Here is a 17,900-nt window from a genome sequence, read left to right on the forward strand (position 1 = left end):
GTTGATGTGCGAATCCGTCACATCTGAAGCGCTGGATTTCTTCTGGACCATTTCCGCACTGTCGATCGCGGTTGCGGGCCTGTTCCAGGTCAAGGGTCCAAGTGGATTCGTCGACGTCATCACCGCCTTCGCCCTGGGCAAGATTGGCGAGGCGGGTGACACCGGTATTTCACAAACCAGCCTGGCGAACTCACTTCAAAGGTCACCAACGACAATCACAAGATTGGTTGATTTTCTTGAGGAAAAAGACCTCGTCGTCCGGAAACGGGATGAGGTGGACCGCCGTATCAAGACCCTGTCTTTGACCCGGGCCGGCACCGAGTTGCTGGAACGCATCAGGGAGCAGGCCTCGGCCGCGGCCCGTCTGACGTTTGTATCCGAATCCCTGCCCTCGCTCCAGGAGCGTCACGCCTATCTCAAGGCCACTCTGGATATTGTGACCCGTGCAGGGGATGCCGCACCAAAGTCTGTCGATCCATAAGCTGATCCTGTCGTGATGACACGAGGCGGCGACAAACGATCCGGAACGGCAAAAGGTCCGGGGCCGCCTGTCTCTGCGAATGACTCACACATACCGCGCATGCCACAATCCCGGCTGTACGCCTCACATGGGCTGTCCTTTAGCTATCCGTTCCGGAATCGCACCATATGAAACTCCTTCGTCTGTCGACCCAGCTTCACAAATGGATCGCCCTGGTCGTCGGTATCCAGGTTCTGTTCTGGGTCGCGGGCGGTCTGGTAATGACGGCGATCCCGATCGAGACCGTGCGCAGCGAGCATCATGTTCGGGAGCAGACTCCGGTGCCGCTGGTACTGGGTACAGTTCGAGCCCTGCCCGAGGTCGCAGGAGCCCTGGATCTTGTACCAACCAAGGCTGAACTTCGATCCACTGCGCGGGGGCCGGCCTGGGTCCTGACGCCCGTCGAGGGCGATCCGGTCACCGTTTCCGCCGTCACCGGAACCCCCTTCGGGGCGCTGGAGGCCGGCGAGGCATCAAGACTGGCGGCGTCAGCCTACACCGGGACCGGCGTACCGGGAGAGGCCCGGCTACTTCCCGAGGCCCCACAGGAAACCGGTCGCGAGGGGCCGATCTGGCGGGTCGACTTCTCCGACACCGAACGGACCACCTTCTATCTGTCGCCCGAGACCGGTGAGGTCCTGACCCGGCGATCGGCTGTCTGGCGCTTCTACGACTTCTTCTGGCGCCTGCACATCATGGACCTGGAGAACGGGGAAGACTTCAACCATCCCCTGATCATTGTCGCCACGCTGTTGACCCTGAGCATCGTGGTCACCGGCATTATCCTGTTGTGGATCCGGCTGGCACGGGACTGGGCCCTGTATCGCGCCCGCCGGAACTAGGATGGCGCGCAATCTATCGCGCTGTACGGGACAGAAGTTCGATCAGTTCGCTCGCCTTGGCCCGACGGTCAGCGGGATCCTCGCCAGTCATTGCCTGCATCACACAGTGGTCGAGGTGATCCTTGAGGATTTCACTTTCGACCCGATGGAGCGCGGCCTTCACGGCCTGCACCTGGGTCAGGATATCGACGCAGTAGCGATCCTCCTCGACCATGCGACCAATGCCGCGCACCTGACCTTCGATCCGGCTGAGACGATTGATCACCTTCGGCTTGGTTTCGCTCTGCATCACAGGCCTCCTGAATTGAAACCCACCTATACCCCATAGGGGCATATTGCACTATACCCCCCTTGGGTATATATCGCTGACGGTCAGACAGGGAGATACGCCATGGCTAAGCCCGCAACCCCTCACGCACACGATTCCGGGCACAGCTGCTGCTCGTCCGGGACACAGGGTTCAAACACGACGGTGACCGATCCCGTCTGCGGCATGACGGTTGATCCGGCGGCGACGCCGCACACGGCGAGCCATTCAGACCAGGATTATTTCTTCTGCTCGGCAGGGTGCCAGGGCAAATTCGTGGCGGACCCGGAGCGATACCTCGGCGAACGGGTTGAACCGGCGGCGATCCCCGGGACGATCTACACCTGCCCCATGCACCCGGAAATTCGTCAGGAAGGTCCGGGATCGTGCCCGATCTGCGGCATGGCCCTCGAGCCGGAAATGGTATCGGCCGAAGCGCCGGTGAACCATGAGCTGATCGACTTCACCCGGCGCTTCTGGGTCGGACTGGCCCTGACCCTGCCGGTGTTCGCGCTGGAGATGGGTGCGCACCTGACCAATCTTCACGCGCTCGCGGCGGGTCAGACTTCCAACTGGATTCAGCTGGTGCTGGCAACGCCGGTGGTTCTCTGGGCAGGTTGGCCGTTCTTCCAGCGGGGCTGGGCTTCGCTGCAAACCCGCAACCTCAACATGTTCACCCTGATCGCCATGGGGGTCGGCGTGGCCTGGCTCTATAGCGTGGTGGCGGTCCTGGCTCCCGGGCTGTTTCCCGCAAGCTTTTTGCGACACGACGGCAGCGCCCCTGTCTATTTTGAAGCGGCGGCCGTCATTACCGTGCTGGTTCTGATCGGCCAGATTCTGGAGCTGCGGGCGCGGGAACAGACTTCCGGTGCCATTCGGGCGTTGCTGGACCTGACACCTAAAACTGCACGCCGGGTTCGCGACGACGGCAGCGACGAGGACGTCACCCTCGACCTGATCGCAATCGGCGACCGGTTGCGGGTCCGGCCCGGCGAGAAGATCCCGGTCGACGGCGAGATCCTCGAGGGCCGGGTTGCCATCGACGAATCGATGGTCACCGGCGAATCCATGCCCATTACCAAGGAGGCTGGGGCCGCTGTTGTCGCGGGCTCCCTGAACAAGACCGGGTCCTTCGTCATGCGCGCCGACCGGGTCGGGGCGGACACCCTGCTGGCCCGGATCGTCCAGATGGTGGCCCAGGCCCAGCGCAGCCGGGCCCCCATCCAGCGACTGGCCGACACCGTCTCGGGCTGGTTCGTACCGACCGTGATCATCACGGCCATCCTGGCCGCCGTCGTCTGGGGAATGGTCGGCCCCGAGCCGCGGCTGACCTACGCCCTGATCGCCGCCGTCTCGGTGCTGATCATCGCCTGCCCCTGTGCGCTGGGTCTGGCCACGCCGATCTCGATCATGGTCGGCGTCGGGCGCGGTGCCCAGGCCGGAGTGCTGATCCGCAACGCCGAGGCGCTGGAGCGGTTCGAGAAGGTCGACACCCTGGTACTGGACAAGACCGGTACCCTGACCGAAGGCCAGCCTTCGGTGACGGCAATCCAGCCGGTCGAGGGCTTTGACGAGGTCGAACTGCTACGCCTGTCCGCCAGTCTGGAGCGGGGCAGCGAACACCCCCTCGCCGACGCCATCGTGCGGGCGGCGACGGAGCGGTCCCTGAGCCTGTCCGAAGCCAGCGAGTTCGACAGTCCGGTGGGCCGCGGCGTCACCGGCCTGATCGACGGGCGTCGCGTGGCCCTGGGCAATACCCGCTATCTGGGCGAGCTGGGCATCAACGTCACGACCCTGGAGACCGGGGCCGAGGCCCTGCGGCAGGATGGGGCCACCGCCATCTTCGTGGCCGTCGACGGCAAGGCCGCCGGTGTGCTGGGGATCGCCGACCCCATCAAGGCCACCACCGCCGAGGCGATCATCGCCCTGAAGGCCGCCGGGCTGCGGCTGGTAATGATGACCGGTGACAATCGCACCACCGCCGAGGCCGTCGCGCGCCGACTGGGCATCGACGATGTGCGGGCCGAGGTCCTGCCGCAGGACAAGGCCAGCGTGGTCGAACAGCTGCGGGCCGAGGGCCGGATCGTGGCCATGGCCGGAGACGGGGTCAACGACGCTCCAGCCCTGGCTGCTGCCGATGTCGGTGTGGCCATGGGTGCAGGTTCGGATGTGGCCATCGAGAGCGCTGGCGTCACCCTGTTGAGCGGTGACCTGCAAGGCATCGTCCGCGCCCGACACCTGTCGAAGGCCGTCATGGCCAATATCCGCCAGAACCTGGTGTTTGCCTTCGGCTACAATTCGCTGGGCATCCCGATCGCCGCCGGCCTGCTGTACCCGAGCTTCGGCCTGTTGCTGTCTCCGGCACTGGCGGCGCTGGCCATGTCGCTGTCATCGGTCAGCGTGATCACCAATGCCCTGAGGTTGCGGGCTGTGCGACTGTAAGCCTAGGTTAGAAAGCCGAATCTTCTGCCGGTTTCGTTGGCTGACTGGCCGGGGAGCCAAACAGAACAGGGAAGCATCGTTCTTGAAAACCCACCAAAAATACAAGGCGGACAGCCTGAGCCTTGCCGGAGCCGTCGCCATGGGTACCGGCGTCATGATCGGCGCGGGGATCTTCGCCCTGACCGGTCAGGTGGCAGAGTTCGCCGGTCCCCTGTTTCCGCTGGCGTTCGTCCTCGCGGCGATTGTCAGCGGATTTTCCGCCTACACCTACATCAAGGTATCGAACAAATACCCGTCGGCAGGCGGCATCGCCATGGTGTTGCAGAAGGCCTACGGCCGGTCGGTCATGACCGGGGCCAGCGCCCTGCTGATGACCTTTTCGATGATCATCAGCGAGAGTCTCGTCGCGCGAACCTTCGGCACCTACACCTTGCAGCTTTTCGGCATCGGCGACAGCAGTCTGCTAGTACCGATCCTGGCCGTAAGCCTGATCCTGCTCGCCTTTGTTATCAATCTCGCGGGCAATGCGGTGGTCGGGGGTGTGTCGAAGGTCGCGGCCTTTCTCAAGGTCGGGGGGATCGCGGCCTTTGCCATCGCGGCCCTGTGGGTCAGCGGACTCGTTTTCCGCTCCTCCGTCTCGTCAAGCGGAGGTGTTGAGGTCGCGACGTCAGCGGGCGGGTTTCTGGCCGGCGTCGCGCTCGCCATTCTCGCCTACAAGGGCTTCACCACCATCACCAACAGCGGCGGTGAGGTGAAGGACCCGAAGCGGAATGTCGGCCGGGCCATCATCATTTCCCTCGCCATCTGTTTCGTCATCTACATGCTCGTCGCCCTGGCGGTCGGCTCGGCCCTGACCATCGACCAGATCGTCGCGGCGAAGAACTATGCCCTGGCCGAGGCCGCACGACCGGCGCTCGGTGAAACGGGCATGCGTCTGACGGTGCTGATTGCGATCATCGCGACCGCATCTGGCGTGCTGGCCAGCCTGTTCGCCGTGTCGCGCATGCTGACCATGCTCACCGAGATGCGCCTGATACCGCATAGCCATTTCGGCTTGCCGGGCGAAAACATCCAGCGACACCTGCTGGTTTACACCGCTGCCACAGCCTCGGTGCTGGCCGCCTTCTTCGATCTGAGCCGGATCGCTTCGCTGGGCGTCATCTTCTATCTGGTCATGGACATGGCGGTTCACTGGGGCGTGTTCAGCCGGCTCCGCAAGGACGTGGAGGCCAAGGCGGCCATTCTGTTGACCGCCCTGATCCTGGACGCCTGCGTGCTGGGGGCCTTCATGGTTATGAAGTTTCAGGCCGACCCGATCATCATCGCCATCGCCCTCACCGGCATTGCCGCGATTGTAGCGTTCGAAAAATTCTATCTGGGCAGAACCGCTGAAAGCGGGGACGGCGCAGACTAGGTTCCTCGACTACCGACCTGGGGGGACCACGATGTCCTCATCGCCGTCCTCGCTTCGGGGCTGGACCGGAGCCTCGTCGTCATCAATCAGGATACGTGCGGCGTCGCCCTGGGGATCGTCGTACTGGTTCGATCGCAGCGACCACAGAAAGGCCGCCACGGCCACCAGACCGAGGATCACCGACAACGGTGCCAAAAACAGCAGTATGGTCACCGGCGCGCTCCAACACGAAAGGCGTTCAGGGTCACCACCAGTGACGACCCCGACATGGCCAGAGCGGCGAACAACGGATTGACGAAGCCGAGCATGGCCGCCGGAGCCGCCACCAGATTGTAGAGGGCGGCAAAGGAGAAATTCTCGAGCGCCCGGCGTCGTGCCGAGCGGGCCACGTCAATGGCTTCCACCACCGTCATCAGCAACTCGCCCGACAGCACCAGATCGGCGGCGTTCTGGCTGGCCTCCAGCGCCGTACCGGGCGCGATGGCCGCATGGGCCCGGGCCAGGGCCGCGGTATCATTCAATCCATCACCGACCATCAGCACCTTGCGCCCCCGGGCCGTCAGGGCATCGATGGCCGCGGCCTTGTCCTGCGGCATCAGACCCGCGCGCCAATGGTCGATATCGACAGCTGCGGCGACTGTCGCGACGGCAGGCGCGAGATCACCGGACAGGATCTCCACCGACAGGCCGCGGGCCCGAAGCGCCGCAATGGTCTCGCGGGCGTCCGGCCGGATGACGTCAGTGAACTGGAAACGGACCCGCGGCAGGTTATCGAGGCTGAACCACAGTTCGGTCTCCCCGGCGGGTTGATCTGACGCACCGACAAAACCGGCGCGGCCCAGACGGGCGCGGCGGCCGTCTATCAGCCCCTCGACGCCAAGACCGGGATGTTCGACGACATCGAGGGCGACCGGCCCCTCACCCGCCGCCCGGGCCAAAGCCCGCGCCATCGGATGCGAAGTCGCCCGGGCCAGAGGGGCGGCCATGACGATATCCGCCATCGACGCCCCGGTCAGGGTCGGCCGCCCCAGGGTCAGGACTCCGGTCTTGTCGAACACCACATGGTCGACCTCGGCCAGTCGCTCCAGTGCCGCACCCGACTTGACCAGCACCCCCTTGCGGAACAGTCGCGACGAGGCGGCGATCTGAACCGCCGGAACGGCCAGTCCCAGAGCACAGGGACAGGTGACGATCAGCACCGCAACGGCGCGGATCAGGGCTTCGCGGGGGTCCAGACCAAAGGCCCAGCCGCCGACAAAGGCCGCCAGTGCCGCCGTGTGCACGACCGGCACATAGAGGGCGGCGGCCCGGTCGGCGAGGCGGACATAGCGGGAGCGGCTCTGCGCCCCGGCCTCGACCAGACGGACGATGGCGGCCAGGGTCGAGTCCTCGGATCGGGCCTCGGCCCTGAGAGTCAGCAGACCGACCGTGTTCAGCGCTCCGGCCCGACACAGGGCCCCGACGGCGACGGTTACCGGTGCGGACTCTCCGGTCAGCAGGCTGTTGTCGAGCACAGCCTGTCCGGATTCCAGAATGCCGTCGACGGGAATGCGTTCGCCCGGGCGGATGCGCAGCCGGTCGCCGGGCTGGATCTCGCCCACCGGAACTGATCGCTCCCGGCCAGTGTCGTCGACGACACTGGCCGCGCTCGCCTGATGCGCCAGCAGATCGCCCGCAGCGCTGCGGGCCCGGGCGCGCAGCGTATGATCGAGCCAGCGCCCGATCAGCAACAGGAACAACAGGGAGATCGCCGCATCGAAATAGGCGTCCCGACCGTGCAGCACAGTCTCGGAAAAGCTGATGACCAAGGTCAGGATCACCCCGATCGAGATCGGCACATCCATATTGGCCCGTCCGGCGCGCAATGAACGCCAGGCCGACTTGAAGAACAGCATGCCGGAGAAGACGGCACAGGGGGCCGCCACCGCGCCCGACATCCACATCATCAGGGTCCGCGTCGCCGGGCCCAGTTCCTGACCGAACAGGCCGGCCCAGAGCGGCACTGAGAACATCATGGCGTTCATGGTCCCGAAACCGGCCACCGCCAGGGCCAGGATCAGTTGCCGACCCTCCCGATCATGCGCCAGCCGGGCAGTCCCGGGATCATAAGGGGTCGCCTGATAGCCGAGCCGGTCGACGGCAGCGATGATGCGGCCCGGATCGCCGCTGCCCTCCCGAAAGCCGACGGTCAGCTTGCCGGTGGACAGGTTCAGGCGCGCCGAGGCGACTCCGGGCAGCTCAGCCACGGCCCGTTCGATCTTCGAGATACAGCCGGCGCAGCGCGCGCCCCGCACCAGAAGATCAACGCCAGCATGGCCGTCCTTGTCCCACCGCAGGAAGGCGGTCAGGTCCGGCCCCGCGACCTGGTCGAGGGTCAGGGCCAAAACAACCTCCGGTCGGCAGCAAAGCTATTTCCATCAGAATCGACGGCCTCAACATGAGTGTCCCATGCGCCGGACAGAGATTTCACTGCCGCGACATAGTGGCCCGGAGCCGTCTCGGTGAAGGTTATCGTCTTGCGATCCTGCTCCGTGGCCGGGCGTTGCAGCAGTCCGGTCAGGGACAGGCCGGTCAGGGGTCCGCCATCGCGATCCAGCACACGAACCTCGACACCGTGCGGAGCCGCTTCGGCACTGGCCCGCCATCCCAGCTGTTGCTGGACTCGATGACGTTCCAACGCGGCATTGTAGATCAAACCGTCCTCATAGGGCCGGACCGCCACCTGACCCGGAAACGTCCGGTAGGCCAGCATCAGGAAGCTCGCGTCGACGGCGATCACCAGGGCAAAAAAGGCCGTCACTCCCGCGGCCACGTGCCAGCCCTTGATGGTGAAGGCGGGTGCGGGCGGTTTTTCCAGCGGGCTCATCGTGGATCGTCCCCATAGAAGAAGGCGGTCGGAATGACCTGATGCTCGTCACCGGCCGAGACCTCGAACGATGCGTCCCGACGGCCACTGGCAACCTGATCGACCGGGACGGTGGCCATGACCCGCACAGCAGAAACCCGGTTGGGCTCGACCCGGACCCGTACCGTTGAGGTCCCCGGATTGCCGGGACTTCTGAGACGCACGCCAGGGATGCCGACGAGCCGGATGTCGACCTGCATCGGTTCAAAGGACCGGTTGGCTACCTTCAACGTATAGCCGTTGCGGATGGCCCCGTCGTGCAAGCGGATGAAGGACGGACTGCGATCGCGCAGAGCGTGAACGTCCAGCTCCCTTCGCACACTGAAGCCCCAGATCATCAAGCCTGAGACCACGGCGAGCAGCAGCCCGTAATAGAGGGTGCGGGGGCGTATCAGGCGGTGCTCGGGCTTGCAGCCCGTATTGCGGGCAGCGACCGCCGCATCGGTATCATAAGCGATCAGGCCGCGCGGCCGCCCGACCTTGTCCATGATCTCGTTGCAGGCGTCGATGCACAGACCGCAGTTGATGCATTCGAGTTGGGATCCGTCACGGATGTCGATACCCATCGGACAGACGACTACGCACTGATTGCAGTCGATACAGTCGCCGCGGCCCTCCCAGCTGTCGGTCTTCTTGTGCGGGCTGCGCGGTTCGCCCCGGTCGTAGCGATAGGTGACCTGGAAGGACTGCTCGTCCAGCATCGCCCCCTGGATGCGCGGCCACGGGCACATATAGGTGCAAACCTGCTCGCGCATATGGCCGGCGAAGACATAGGTGGTGAAGGTCAGGATGGCGCACGACACATAGGCCGTCATCGGCCCGGTACCGACCCAGAAGGTGCGGATCAGCGTCGGCGCATCATGGAAATAGAAGATCCACGCCCCGCCCGTGCCGAAAGCCAGGCCCAGCCACACAGCGTGCTTGCCGGCCTTGCGCCACAGTTTGTTGAAGGACAGCGGAGCCGCATCCAGCCGCATACGCGCATTGCGGTCGCCCTCGAACATCCGCTCGACATAGATGTAGAGATCGGTCCAGACCGTCTGGGGGCAGGTGTAGCCACACCACAGACGCCCGAACAGGGCCGTCACCAGAAACAGGACCAGGGCGGCGATGACCAACAGTCCGGTGAGGAAATACACTTCCTGCGGCCACAACTGGATCATGAAAAAGTAGAAGCGACGCCCCGCGAAATCGACCAGCACCGCCTGGTCCGGCAGGTCACCGGGTCGGTCCCAGCGGATCCAGGGCGTGACGTAGTAGATCGTCAGGGTGACGATCAACAAAATCCATTTGATCCAGCGCCACTGGCCGTGAACCAGCTTGGGATAGATCGGTACCCGGGGTTTGTAGAGCCCCCCCACCTTGGCCTTGGCACGCTGCTTTTCGGCGACAGACACCGGCGCGGAGTTGCTCGCGCGAGTGTCCCTCGTCCGGTCGATGATGATGGTCATGGCGGGGTGGTTTCGCCTTCCGCCCCCTCGCCCCCGCCGGCGTTGACGTACAGATAGACGGCCAGGGCCTTGACCACAGCCGGTGAGAAACGATCCTCCCAGGTCGGCATCACACCGTTGCGACCGTTGGTGATCTGTCCACGAATGGCTTCGCGGGTCGAGCCATAGAGCCATTCCCGGTCGGTCAGGTTCGGCACCCCCATGGTGACGTCTCCGGTCCCGCCGGTTCCGTGGCAGACGGCGCAGTTGTCAGCATAGAGCGGCTGCGCGCGGCCGACCGCGGCCCGATCGGCCGTGCGGCCGGACAGGGCGACCACATATTCGGACAGGTCACCGATCTGGGCCCCGCTGAGAATACCGTCGCGTCCAAAAGCCGGCATCAGCGAGATACGGGTGTCGGCATGGGTCGAACGGACTCCGACCCGGATCGTGTGTTCGATCTCGTCGAGCGAACCGCCCCACAGCCACACATCGTCGCGCAGATTGGGATAGCCGGGCGCGCCGCCGCCGCCGACGCCGTGGCAGCTGGCGCAATTGTCACCGAAGACCGAGCCACCGACAGCCAGGGCATAGGCCTGCAGTTCCGGGTCACGCTCGATCTGCTCCAGCGAAGCCGTCTGGAGGACGACCTCCCGCTGACGGCGATCCGCCTGGAGCGCCTGGAGTTCCCGGGCCACCACGGCCCGGTCGGACTGGTTGAGCGTGCCGTGCGTATAGCCGTGCAGCCCCGGCCAGGCCGGCATCAGCACCCAGTAGATCACCGAGAAAACGATCGAGGCATAGAAGGCCCACAGCCACCAGCGCGGCAGCGGATTGTCCAGCTCGCGGATGCCGTCCCACTCATGGCCGGTCGTCTCGACACCGGAATGTTCGTCGCGTTCGGGTTCAGACATCTTCGCCCTCGTCCTGATCCAGAGGGAGTTGTGAGAGGTGCCGGAACTGGTCGCTGTGCCTGGGCCGGAGCGCATAGGCGATCCCGACGATGAAGATCACGGCGAAATACAGGATGCCGAACTGCTGGGCGAAGCGCGCCAAGACTTCGTAGGTGATCCCGCTCATCGCAAATTCTCCGGGTCTTCAGCCTGATAGGTCCGGAAATCGACCATGGTCCCCAGCACCTGCAGATAGGCGATCACTGCATCCAGCTTGGTCAGGCGCTCGGGATTTCCGTCAAAGTCGCCCTGAACGACATTGGCCCCGTAGCGGCGCCTCAGATCCGAGGTCTCGCTGGCATAAGGATCCGCCTGGGCATTGAGGTCGGCCGCCGCGTTGTCGATCTGTTCGGCCGTATAGGGCACGCCGACCACCAGCAGGGCCTGGAGCCGGGCCCGGACCGCGTGCTGGTCCAGATCCTGATCGGCCAGAAAGCGGTAGGGCGGCATGTTCGATTCCGGCACCAGCGAGCGTGGGTCGATCAGGTGCTCGCGATGCCAGTCATTGGAGTATTTGCCGCCGACCCGCGCCAGGTCAGGCCCCGTGCGCTTGGAGCCCCACTGGAACGGGTGATCGTACATACTCTCGGCCGCGAGACTGTAATGACCATAGCGCTCAACTTCATCGCGCAGCGGCCGGATCATCTGCGAATGGCAGCTGTAACAGCCTTCGGAGACGTAGATGTCGCGCCCCATCTGCTCGAGCGGGGTGTAGGGGCGCACACCCTCAACCTCCTCGATCGTGCTCTCGACCCAGAACAGCGGGGCGATCTCGACGATGCCGCCGATCGAGACGGTGATGATGATGCCGATGACCAGCCACAGGGAGTGACGTTCGAACTTCTGGTGATGCTTCCACATGGGCTGATCCTCACTCGGCCGGTTGCAGCTGTGACGGCACGAAGGTCGTCGGCACCGTCTTGTCGCTGCTGGAAGGCATGCGGATGGTTCGCCACAGATTGTAGGACATGATGAGCGTGCCGCTCAGGAACATCAGGCCGCCGACGGTGCGGATGACGTTCTCGATGTGTTTGGCCGCCACGGTCTCGATGAAGCTGTTGGCGAGGAAACCGTCGGGCGTGTACTCGCGCCACATCAGACCCTCCATAATGCCGGAGACCCACATGGCGGTGATGTAGAGAAGGATCCCGGTGGTCGCGATCCAGAAATGCCACTCGACCAGGGCATTGGAATACAGCCGGTCCTTCTTCCACAGCCACGGGACCATGCAGTAGATGGCCCCGAAGCTGATGAAACCGACCCAGCCCAGGGCCCCCGAGTGGACGTGGCCAACGGTCCAGTCGGTGTAGTGGGACAGGGCGTTGACCGTTCGGATGGCCATCAGCGGCCCTTCAAAGGTCGCCATGCCGTAGAAGGCGATGGCCACCACCATCATGCGCACGACCGGATCGGTGCGCAGCTTGTCCCATGCCCCGGACAGGGTCATCAGCCCGTTGATCATCCCGCCCCAGGACGGCATCCACAGCATGATCGAGAAGGTCATGCCCAAGGTCTGGGCCCACTGCGGCAGGGCCGTGTAGTGCAGATGGTGCGGCCCGGCCCAGATGTAGATGAAGATCAGCGACCAGAAATGGACGATCGACAGGCGGTAGGAATAGACCGGCCGACCGACCCGCTTGGGCACGAAATAATACATCATTCCCAGGAAGCCTGCGGTCAGGAAAAAGCCCACGGCGTTGTGACCGTACCACCATTGAACCAGGGCGTCCTGAACGCCGGCAAAGGCGGAATAGCTGCGACTTTCCAGCAGGCCAACCGGCACCGCGGCGTTGTTCACCAGATGCAGGATGGCGATGGTGACGATAAAGGCGAGGTAGAACCAGTTGGCCACATAGATATGCGGCTCCTTGCGCTTCCAGATCGTGCCGAGGAAGACCAGCAGATAGGCGACCCAGACGATGGTCAGCCAGATGTCGACGTACCATTCCGGCTCGGCATATTCGCGCGACTGGGTGATGCCGGCCAGATAGCCGGTGGCGGCCAGAACGATGAACAGCTGATAGCCCCAGAACACGAACCACGGCCAGATCCCGCCCGCCAGGCGGGCTTTACAGGTCCGCTGGACGACCCAGAAGGACGTGCAGATCAGGGCGTTGCCGCCGAAGGCGAAGACCACACCCGAGGTGTGCAGTGGCCGCAGTCGACCGAAATTCAGCCAGCCGGCATCAGGAAAGTAGAACAGGTCCGGCCATGACAGCTGGGAGGCGATCAACACCCCGACTGACATGCCCACCACGCCCCAGAACATGGTGGCGATGACCCCGGCGCGGATCACTCCGTCCTCGTAGCGCGCCGGGTCAGAACGGAACCGGCCATTGCTGACCCCGATCGTCATCGCCGCCAGCCCCAGTACCGAGGCCGCCATCAGGATATAGCCGTGAAAACGGAACGACGGATCGTCCGTAAATCCGGTCGCGAGCAGGGCCACCACCGCGGCGACGCCAAGAAACAGGAAGAGCATGACCACATCGAACGGTGTGTCATCTCCGGATTTGTCTATCGACATAGGTTGCAGTGGTCCCCGAGGTTGAGTGCTGCTCTGACTGCCCGCAGATCGATGGTGGCGCTTTGATCTGGAACAAAGCCGGAGACGAAACGGCGCGAATCGAGCGGAATGGGTCGCGGGTGTCATCCGGTTCCACCGCCGGACTCCGGCGACTGGACGGAATCGTGATATTATTTTAGGCTTCAAACATGTCGCGGACTTCAACCGTCAAGACAGTCGCCGTCGTGGGTGCGGGTCCGGGAGGCCTGTACCTGGCCATCTCGTTGAAACTGCGCGATCCGGCGCTGGAAGTGGTGGTCCACGAGCGCAACCGGCCCGATGACACCTTCGGCTGGGGCGTGGTGTTTTCAGACCAGACACTGGCCAATCTGAAAGCCAATGACCCGGAGACGGCGGCGACCATCGAGGCGGCGTTCGTGCACTGGGACGACATTGACGTCCACGTTCACGGCCGGACCATCCGCTCGGGCGGCCACGGCTTCGCTGGGCTGGGGCGGATGCGGCTGCTCATGCTCCTGCAGGAGCGGGCCCGCTCGCTGGGCGTCGAGCTGCGGTTTGAGTCCGAGGTGGACGATGCCGGGCGGCTCGAGGCCGACATCGTCGTCGCGGCCGACGGGCTCAACAGCCGAATCCGTAATGACCGTGCCAAGGCCTTCGGCGTCGACGTCGACGTGCGCACCAACAAATACATCTGGCTGGGCACGACGCAGACGTTCGAGGCCTTTACCTTCGCCTTCGTCGAGACGCCGCACGGGTGGATCTGGGCCCATGCCTATCAATTCGAGCCGGGCACCTCGACCTTCATTGTCGAATGCAGCGAGACCACCTGGCAGGGTCTCGGCTTCGACACCATGGATCAGGATGAGACCTGCCAAACCGCCGAGACGCTGTTCGCGGACTGGTTGGGTGGACATGCGTTGGTCAGCAACGCCAAACACCTGCGCGGCTCGGCCTGGCTGAATTTCCCGCGGGTCGCCTGTTCACGCTGGCGGGACGGCAAGGTGATCCTGCTGGGGGACGCGGCCCACACGGCCCATTTCTCGATCGGTTCGGGCACCAAGCTGGCTTTCGAGGACGCCATCCGTCTGGCCCACGCCCTGACCGATGAGGGTGATCTGGACACCGCTCTCGACGCCTATGAGGCCGAGCGCCGGATCGAGGTGCTGAAGCTGCAGAGCGCGGCGCGCAATTCCACCGAATGGTTCGAGACCGTGGACCGTTATGTCGACCTCGATCCGCTGCAGTTTACCTACAGCCTGCTGACCCGCAGCCAGAGGGTCAGCCATGAAAATCTGCGGCTGCGGGATACGACCTTCCTGACCGGAGTGGAGCGCTGGTTCGCGGAGGGCGCGGGGGCTCCCGCTTCGACCGCACCGCCCCCGCCGATGTTCGTACCGCTGCGCCTGCGCGGCCTGACCCTGCCCAATCGCGTCGTGGTCTCGCCGATGTGCATGTATTCGGCCGAGGACGGTCTGGTCGGGGATTTCCATCTGGTCCACCTCGGCGGACGCGCGCTGGGCGGGGCCGGTCTGGTGTTCACCGAAATGACCGACGTCTCGGCCGACGCCCGCATCACCCACGGCTGCGCCGGTTTGTACCGGCCCGAACACCGCGATGCCTGGAAGCGGATCGTCGACTTTGTCCATGGCCAGGGCGCGCGCATCGCCATCCAGCTGGCCCACGCCGGACGCAAGGGGTCGGTCGAACGGCCGTGGGGCGACCGCGCCGATCAACCATTGATCGAGAATGGCTGGCCGCTGATTGCCCCCTCGCCCATCGCATGGTCAGAAGGCGATCAGGTCCCGCGCGAGATGACCCGCGACGATATGGACCGGGTTCGCGATGACTTCGTCCGGGCGGTCGGCTGGGCCGTCGAGGCCGGCTTCGACATGGTTGAGCTGCACTGCGCCCACGGCTATCTGCTGTCGTCCTTTCTGACCCCTGTGTCGAACCGGCGGACGGACAATTACGGCGGCTCCGTCGAAAACCGGCTGCGCTTCCCGCTGGAAGTGTTCGCCGCCATGCGCGCGGCCTGGCCCGACGATCGACCCATGTCGGTGCGCCTTTCGGCCACCGACTGGGTCGATCATGGGCTGACGCCCGAGGAGTCGGTCACCATCGCCCGCGCCTTTGCCGACGCCGGTTGCGACCTGATCGACGTGTCTGCCGGGTCGACCACCCCCGAGGGGGAGCCCGTCTACGGCCGCATGTTCCAGACCCCGCTGAGCGACCGAATCCGCAATGAAGCGGGGGTGGTCACCATGGCCGTGGGCAACATCTACGAGACCGATCACGTGAACAGCATTCTCGCCGCCGGGCGCGCCGACCTGTGCGCTCTGGCCCGACCGCATCTGGCCGATCCGAACTGGAGCCTGCGTGCAGCGGCCGAACTCGGCTGGCGCGGTATTCAGCCTCCAGTCCATTACCGGGCCGGGTTCGCCCAGCTGGCGCGGAACCTCGAAAAGCAGCAACAGGCGGGGCCGGTATGACACGGACACTGGAGGGCCGTCATGCAGTGGTGACCGGGGCGGGCTCGGGCATCGGGCGCGCCTGTGCCGAGCGGCTGGCAGAGGCCGGGTGTCACGTGACCTTGATCGGCCGTCATATCGGGCGGCTGGAGGAAAGCTCCGACCGGATCGGCCTGGAGGCCGCCTTTGTGGCCCCCGCCGATGTGACCGACCCGGATGCCCTGGCCGCCGCGATCGAAGCCGGTCGTGACAGGTTCGGCCCCATCGACATTTTGATCAACAACGCCGGCACCGCCACATCCGCACCATTCCTGAAGACGTCCGCCGACGATCTGCGCGCCATGCTGGCCCTCAATCTCGAGGCCCCGGCCGAGGCCGCGCGACTGGTGCTGCCGGGCATGCTGACGCGGCGCTGGGGCCGGATCGTCAATGTCGCCTCGACCGCCGGACTGAAGGGCTACCCCTATGTCTCGGCCTATGTCGCCGCCAAGCATGGGCTGGTCGGCCTGACCCGCGCCGTGGCGCTCGAGGTCGCCGCCAAGGGAGTCACCGTCAACGCCGTCTGCCCCGGTTTTACCGACACCGAACTGGTCGCCCGTTCGGTCGAGGCCATCACCGGCAAGACCGGCCGCACCGGGGACGAGGCCCGTGCCGCCCTGGCCGCCTCCAATCCGCAGGGCCGGCTGATCACCCCCGACGAAGTGGCCCAGACCATCGTCTGGCTGTGCGGAGACGGGGCCTCGGGCGTCAACGGCGTGGCCGTGCCGGTGGCGGGAGGCGAGCTGTGAGGCCGACCGCCGCCCTGCTGCCCGACCGGTTGGGCGGTGCCCCCGACGGCAAGCGGGCACTCCGTCTCTGGCTGCGCCTGCTGACCTGCACCACCACCATTGAACAGACCATTGCCCAACGCCTGCGCGAGACCTTCGACACCACCCTGCCCCGCTTCGATATGCTGGCGGCGCTCGATCGGGCCGGCGATCAGGGCCTGACCATGGGCGAGGCGGCCGGCATGCTGATGGTGTCCAACGGCAACGTCACCGGCCTGGCGGCACGCCTGAAGGCCGATGGCCTGATCGAGTCCCTGCCGGGCCCGGACCGACGCGTACAGCGCATCCGGCTGACACCCACGGGCCGCACCCGCTTCGCCGCCATGGCCGCGGCCCACGAGCACTGGATCGAGTCGCTGTTCGCCGGTCTGGACGACGTCGAGGCCGAAGACCTGACCCATCTGCTGGAGCGCACCAAGCGTTCGCTGCAACCGAACACGGAGCCGACCCCATGAAGGCGCGCGACTACAAGGCCGAACATTTTCTCTGGTCGGTCGATGACGACGGGATCGCCACCCTGACCCTGAACCGGCCAGAGCGGAAAAATCCGCTGACCTTCGACTCCTATGCCGAGATGCGCGACCTGTTCCGCGCCCTCGTCCACGCCCGCGACTGCAAGGTGGTGATCATCACCGGGGCCGGCGGCAATTTCTCGTCGGGCGGCGACGTGCACGAGATCATCGGCCCGCTGACCGAAATGACCATGCCCGCCCTGCTCGACTTCACCCGCATGACCGGCGATCTGGTCAAGGCCATGCGCGGCTGCCCGCAGCCGATCATCGCCGCGCTGGACGGTATCTGCGTCGGGGCCGGGGCGATCATGGCCATGGCCTCCGACATGCGGGTCGCCACGCCGAAGACGAAGACCGCCTTCCTGTTCACCCGCGTCGGCCTGGCCGGCTGCGACATGGGGGCCTGCGCCATCCTGCCCCGCCAGATCGGACAGGGCCGCGCCTCGGAACTGCTGTTCACCGGCCGCATCATGACCGCCGACGAGGGCGAGCGCTGGGGCTTCCACAACCGGCTGGTCGAGTCCGACGCCCTGATCGACGCCGCGCTGGAGTTGGCCCGGTCGCTGGCCCGGGGGCCGACCTTCGCCCACGGCGTCACCAAGACCCAGCTCAACCTCGAATGGGACATGAGCCTCGACGCGGCCATTGAGTCCGAGGCCCAGGCCCAGGCCATCTGCATGCAGACCCAGGACTTCCGCCGTGCCTTCGAGGCCTTCGCGGCCAAGCGTGATCCGGTGTTCGAGGGGAACTGAG

At 65.2% G+C, this 17,900-nt stretch carries 17 protein-coding genes; 8 read left to right on the plus strand and 9 right to left on the minus strand.

Translation table 11 applies throughout. From position 1 onward, the window contains the following. Nucleotides 1-4: 4 nt before the first annotated feature. Both AAC050_RS06125 and AAC050_RS06130 read left to right on the plus strand, forming a co-directional pair. Complete coding sequence (locus AAC050_RS06125) at nucleotides 5-481, plus strand: MarR family transcriptional regulator (protein ID WP_339914182.1); 477 nt, start codon at nucleotides 5-7, stop codon at nucleotides 479-481. 167 nt (nucleotides 482-648) lie between these two features. After that, entirely contained in the window at nucleotides 649-1,362 is a 714-nt protein-coding gene (locus AAC050_RS06130; RefSeq protein WP_339914183.1) for a PepSY domain-containing protein, read from the plus strand. A gap of 13 nt (nucleotides 1,363-1,375) precedes the next feature. Here the strand turns inward: AAC050_RS06130 and AAC050_RS06135 are convergent, their stop codons facing one another. Continuing rightward, nucleotides 1,376-1,651: a metal-sensitive transcriptional regulator gene (locus AAC050_RS06135; protein WP_339914184.1), complete on the minus strand. Its 276-nt coding sequence runs from the start codon at nucleotides 1,649-1,651 to the stop codon at nucleotides 1,376-1,378. A gap of 102 nt (nucleotides 1,652-1,753) precedes the next feature. On the opposite strand from AAC050_RS06135, the gene AAC050_RS06140 reads away from it, so the two are divergent. Beyond that, nucleotides 1,754-4,111: a heavy metal translocating P-type ATPase gene (locus tag AAC050_RS06140; RefSeq protein ID WP_339914185.1), complete on the plus strand. Its 2,358-nt coding sequence runs from the start codon at nucleotides 1,754-1,756 to the stop codon at nucleotides 4,109-4,111. A gap of 82 nt (nucleotides 4,112-4,193) precedes the next feature. Then, nucleotides 4,194-5,525, plus strand: coding sequence for an APC family permease (locus tag AAC050_RS06145; RefSeq protein WP_339914186.1), 1,332 nt, complete (start codon nucleotides 4,194-4,196; stop codon nucleotides 5,523-5,525). A 9-nt stretch (nucleotides 5,526-5,534) separates the two neighbouring features. On the opposite strand, the gene ccoS is transcribed toward AAC050_RS06145, so the two are convergent. The 8 genes from ccoS to ccoN are packed head-to-tail and all read right to left on the minus strand — an operon-like array spanning nucleotide 5,535 to nucleotide 13,295. Further along, a complete protein-coding gene (gene ccoS, locus AAC050_RS06150) occupies nucleotides 5,535-5,738 on the minus strand; it encodes a cbb3-type cytochrome oxidase assembly protein CcoS (protein WP_339914187.1) in 204 nt (67 codons plus the stop codon). Next, nucleotides 5,735-7,909: a heavy metal translocating P-type ATPase gene (locus tag AAC050_RS06155; protein WP_339914188.1), complete on the minus strand. Its 2,175-nt coding sequence runs from the start codon at nucleotides 7,907-7,909 to the stop codon at nucleotides 5,735-5,737. Before AAC050_RS06155 ends, ccoS begins: the two co-directional genes overlap by 4 nt. Then, nucleotides 7,900-8,391: a FixH family protein gene (locus tag AAC050_RS06160; protein ID WP_339914189.1), complete on the minus strand. Its 492-nt coding sequence runs from the start codon at nucleotides 8,389-8,391 to the stop codon at nucleotides 7,900-7,902. Before AAC050_RS06160 ends, AAC050_RS06155 begins: the two co-directional genes overlap by 10 nt. Then, entirely contained in the window at nucleotides 8,388-9,881 is a 1,494-nt protein-coding gene (ccoG, locus tag AAC050_RS06165; RefSeq protein WP_339914190.1) for a cytochrome c oxidase accessory protein CcoG, read from the minus strand. The genes AAC050_RS06160 and ccoG overlap by 4 nt, the downstream gene beginning before the upstream one ends. Next, the gene (gene ccoP / locus AAC050_RS06170; RefSeq protein WP_339914191.1) at nucleotides 9,878-10,774 is read right to left on the minus strand and encodes a cytochrome-c oxidase, cbb3-type subunit III; all 897 of its coding nucleotides are present in this window, start codon (nucleotides 10,772-10,774) and stop codon (nucleotides 9,878-9,880) included. Before ccoP ends, ccoG begins: the two co-directional genes overlap by 4 nt. Then, nucleotides 10,767-10,940 carry a cbb3-type cytochrome c oxidase subunit 3 gene (locus AAC050_RS06175; RefSeq protein WP_339914192.1) on the minus strand — a complete coding sequence of 58 codons (174 nt, stop codon included), beginning with the start codon at nucleotides 10,938-10,940 and terminating at the stop codon, nucleotides 10,767-10,769. Before AAC050_RS06175 ends, ccoP begins: the two co-directional genes overlap by 8 nt. Continuing rightward, nucleotides 10,937-11,674 (minus strand): cytochrome-c oxidase, cbb3-type subunit II, encoded by a 738-nt coding sequence (gene ccoO, locus AAC050_RS06180; protein WP_339914193.1) that lies wholly within the window; start codon nucleotides 11,672-11,674, stop codon nucleotides 10,937-10,939. Before ccoO ends, AAC050_RS06175 begins: the two co-directional genes overlap by 4 nt. 10 nt (nucleotides 11,675-11,684) lie before the next feature. Further along, the gene (ccoN, locus tag AAC050_RS06185; RefSeq protein WP_339914270.1) at nucleotides 11,685-13,295 is read right to left on the minus strand and encodes a cytochrome-c oxidase, cbb3-type subunit I; all 1,611 of its coding nucleotides are present in this window, start codon (nucleotides 13,293-13,295) and stop codon (nucleotides 11,685-11,687) included. 233 nt (nucleotides 13,296-13,528) lie between these two features. Here ccoN and AAC050_RS06190 point away from each other — a divergent pair, with 233 nt between their 5' ends. Genes AAC050_RS06190 through AAC050_RS06205 form a run of 4 tightly spaced genes read left to right on the plus strand, consistent with a single transcriptional unit; the run spans nucleotide 13,529 to nucleotide 17,899 of the window. Next, entirely contained in the window at nucleotides 13,529-15,829 is a 2,301-nt protein-coding gene (locus AAC050_RS06190) for a bifunctional salicylyl-CoA 5-hydroxylase/oxidoreductase (protein WP_339914194.1), read from the plus strand. Continuing rightward, nucleotides 15,826-16,596 carry an SDR family oxidoreductase gene (locus tag AAC050_RS06195; RefSeq protein WP_339914195.1) on the plus strand — a complete coding sequence of 257 codons (771 nt, stop codon included), beginning with the start codon at nucleotides 15,826-15,828 and terminating at the stop codon, nucleotides 16,594-16,596. Before AAC050_RS06190 ends, AAC050_RS06195 begins: the two co-directional genes overlap by 4 nt. Beyond that, the gene (locus AAC050_RS06200) at nucleotides 16,593-17,090 is read left to right on the plus strand and encodes a MarR family transcriptional regulator (RefSeq protein WP_339914196.1); all 498 of its coding nucleotides are present in this window, start codon (nucleotides 16,593-16,595) and stop codon (nucleotides 17,088-17,090) included. The genes AAC050_RS06195 and AAC050_RS06200 overlap by 4 nt, the downstream gene beginning before the upstream one ends. Further along, complete coding sequence (locus AAC050_RS06205) at nucleotides 17,087-17,899, plus strand: enoyl-CoA hydratase family protein (protein WP_339914197.1); 813 nt, start codon at nucleotides 17,087-17,089, stop codon at nucleotides 17,897-17,899. The genes AAC050_RS06200 and AAC050_RS06205 overlap by 4 nt, the downstream gene beginning before the upstream one ends. The last annotated feature ends 1 nt before the right edge of the window (nucleotide 17,900 follow it).

Origin of the sequence: uncultured Brevundimonas sp. (genome assembly GCF_963974615.1) — a bacterium.
Taxonomy (GTDB): Bacteria; Pseudomonadota; Alphaproteobacteria; order Caulobacterales; family Caulobacteraceae; genus Brevundimonas.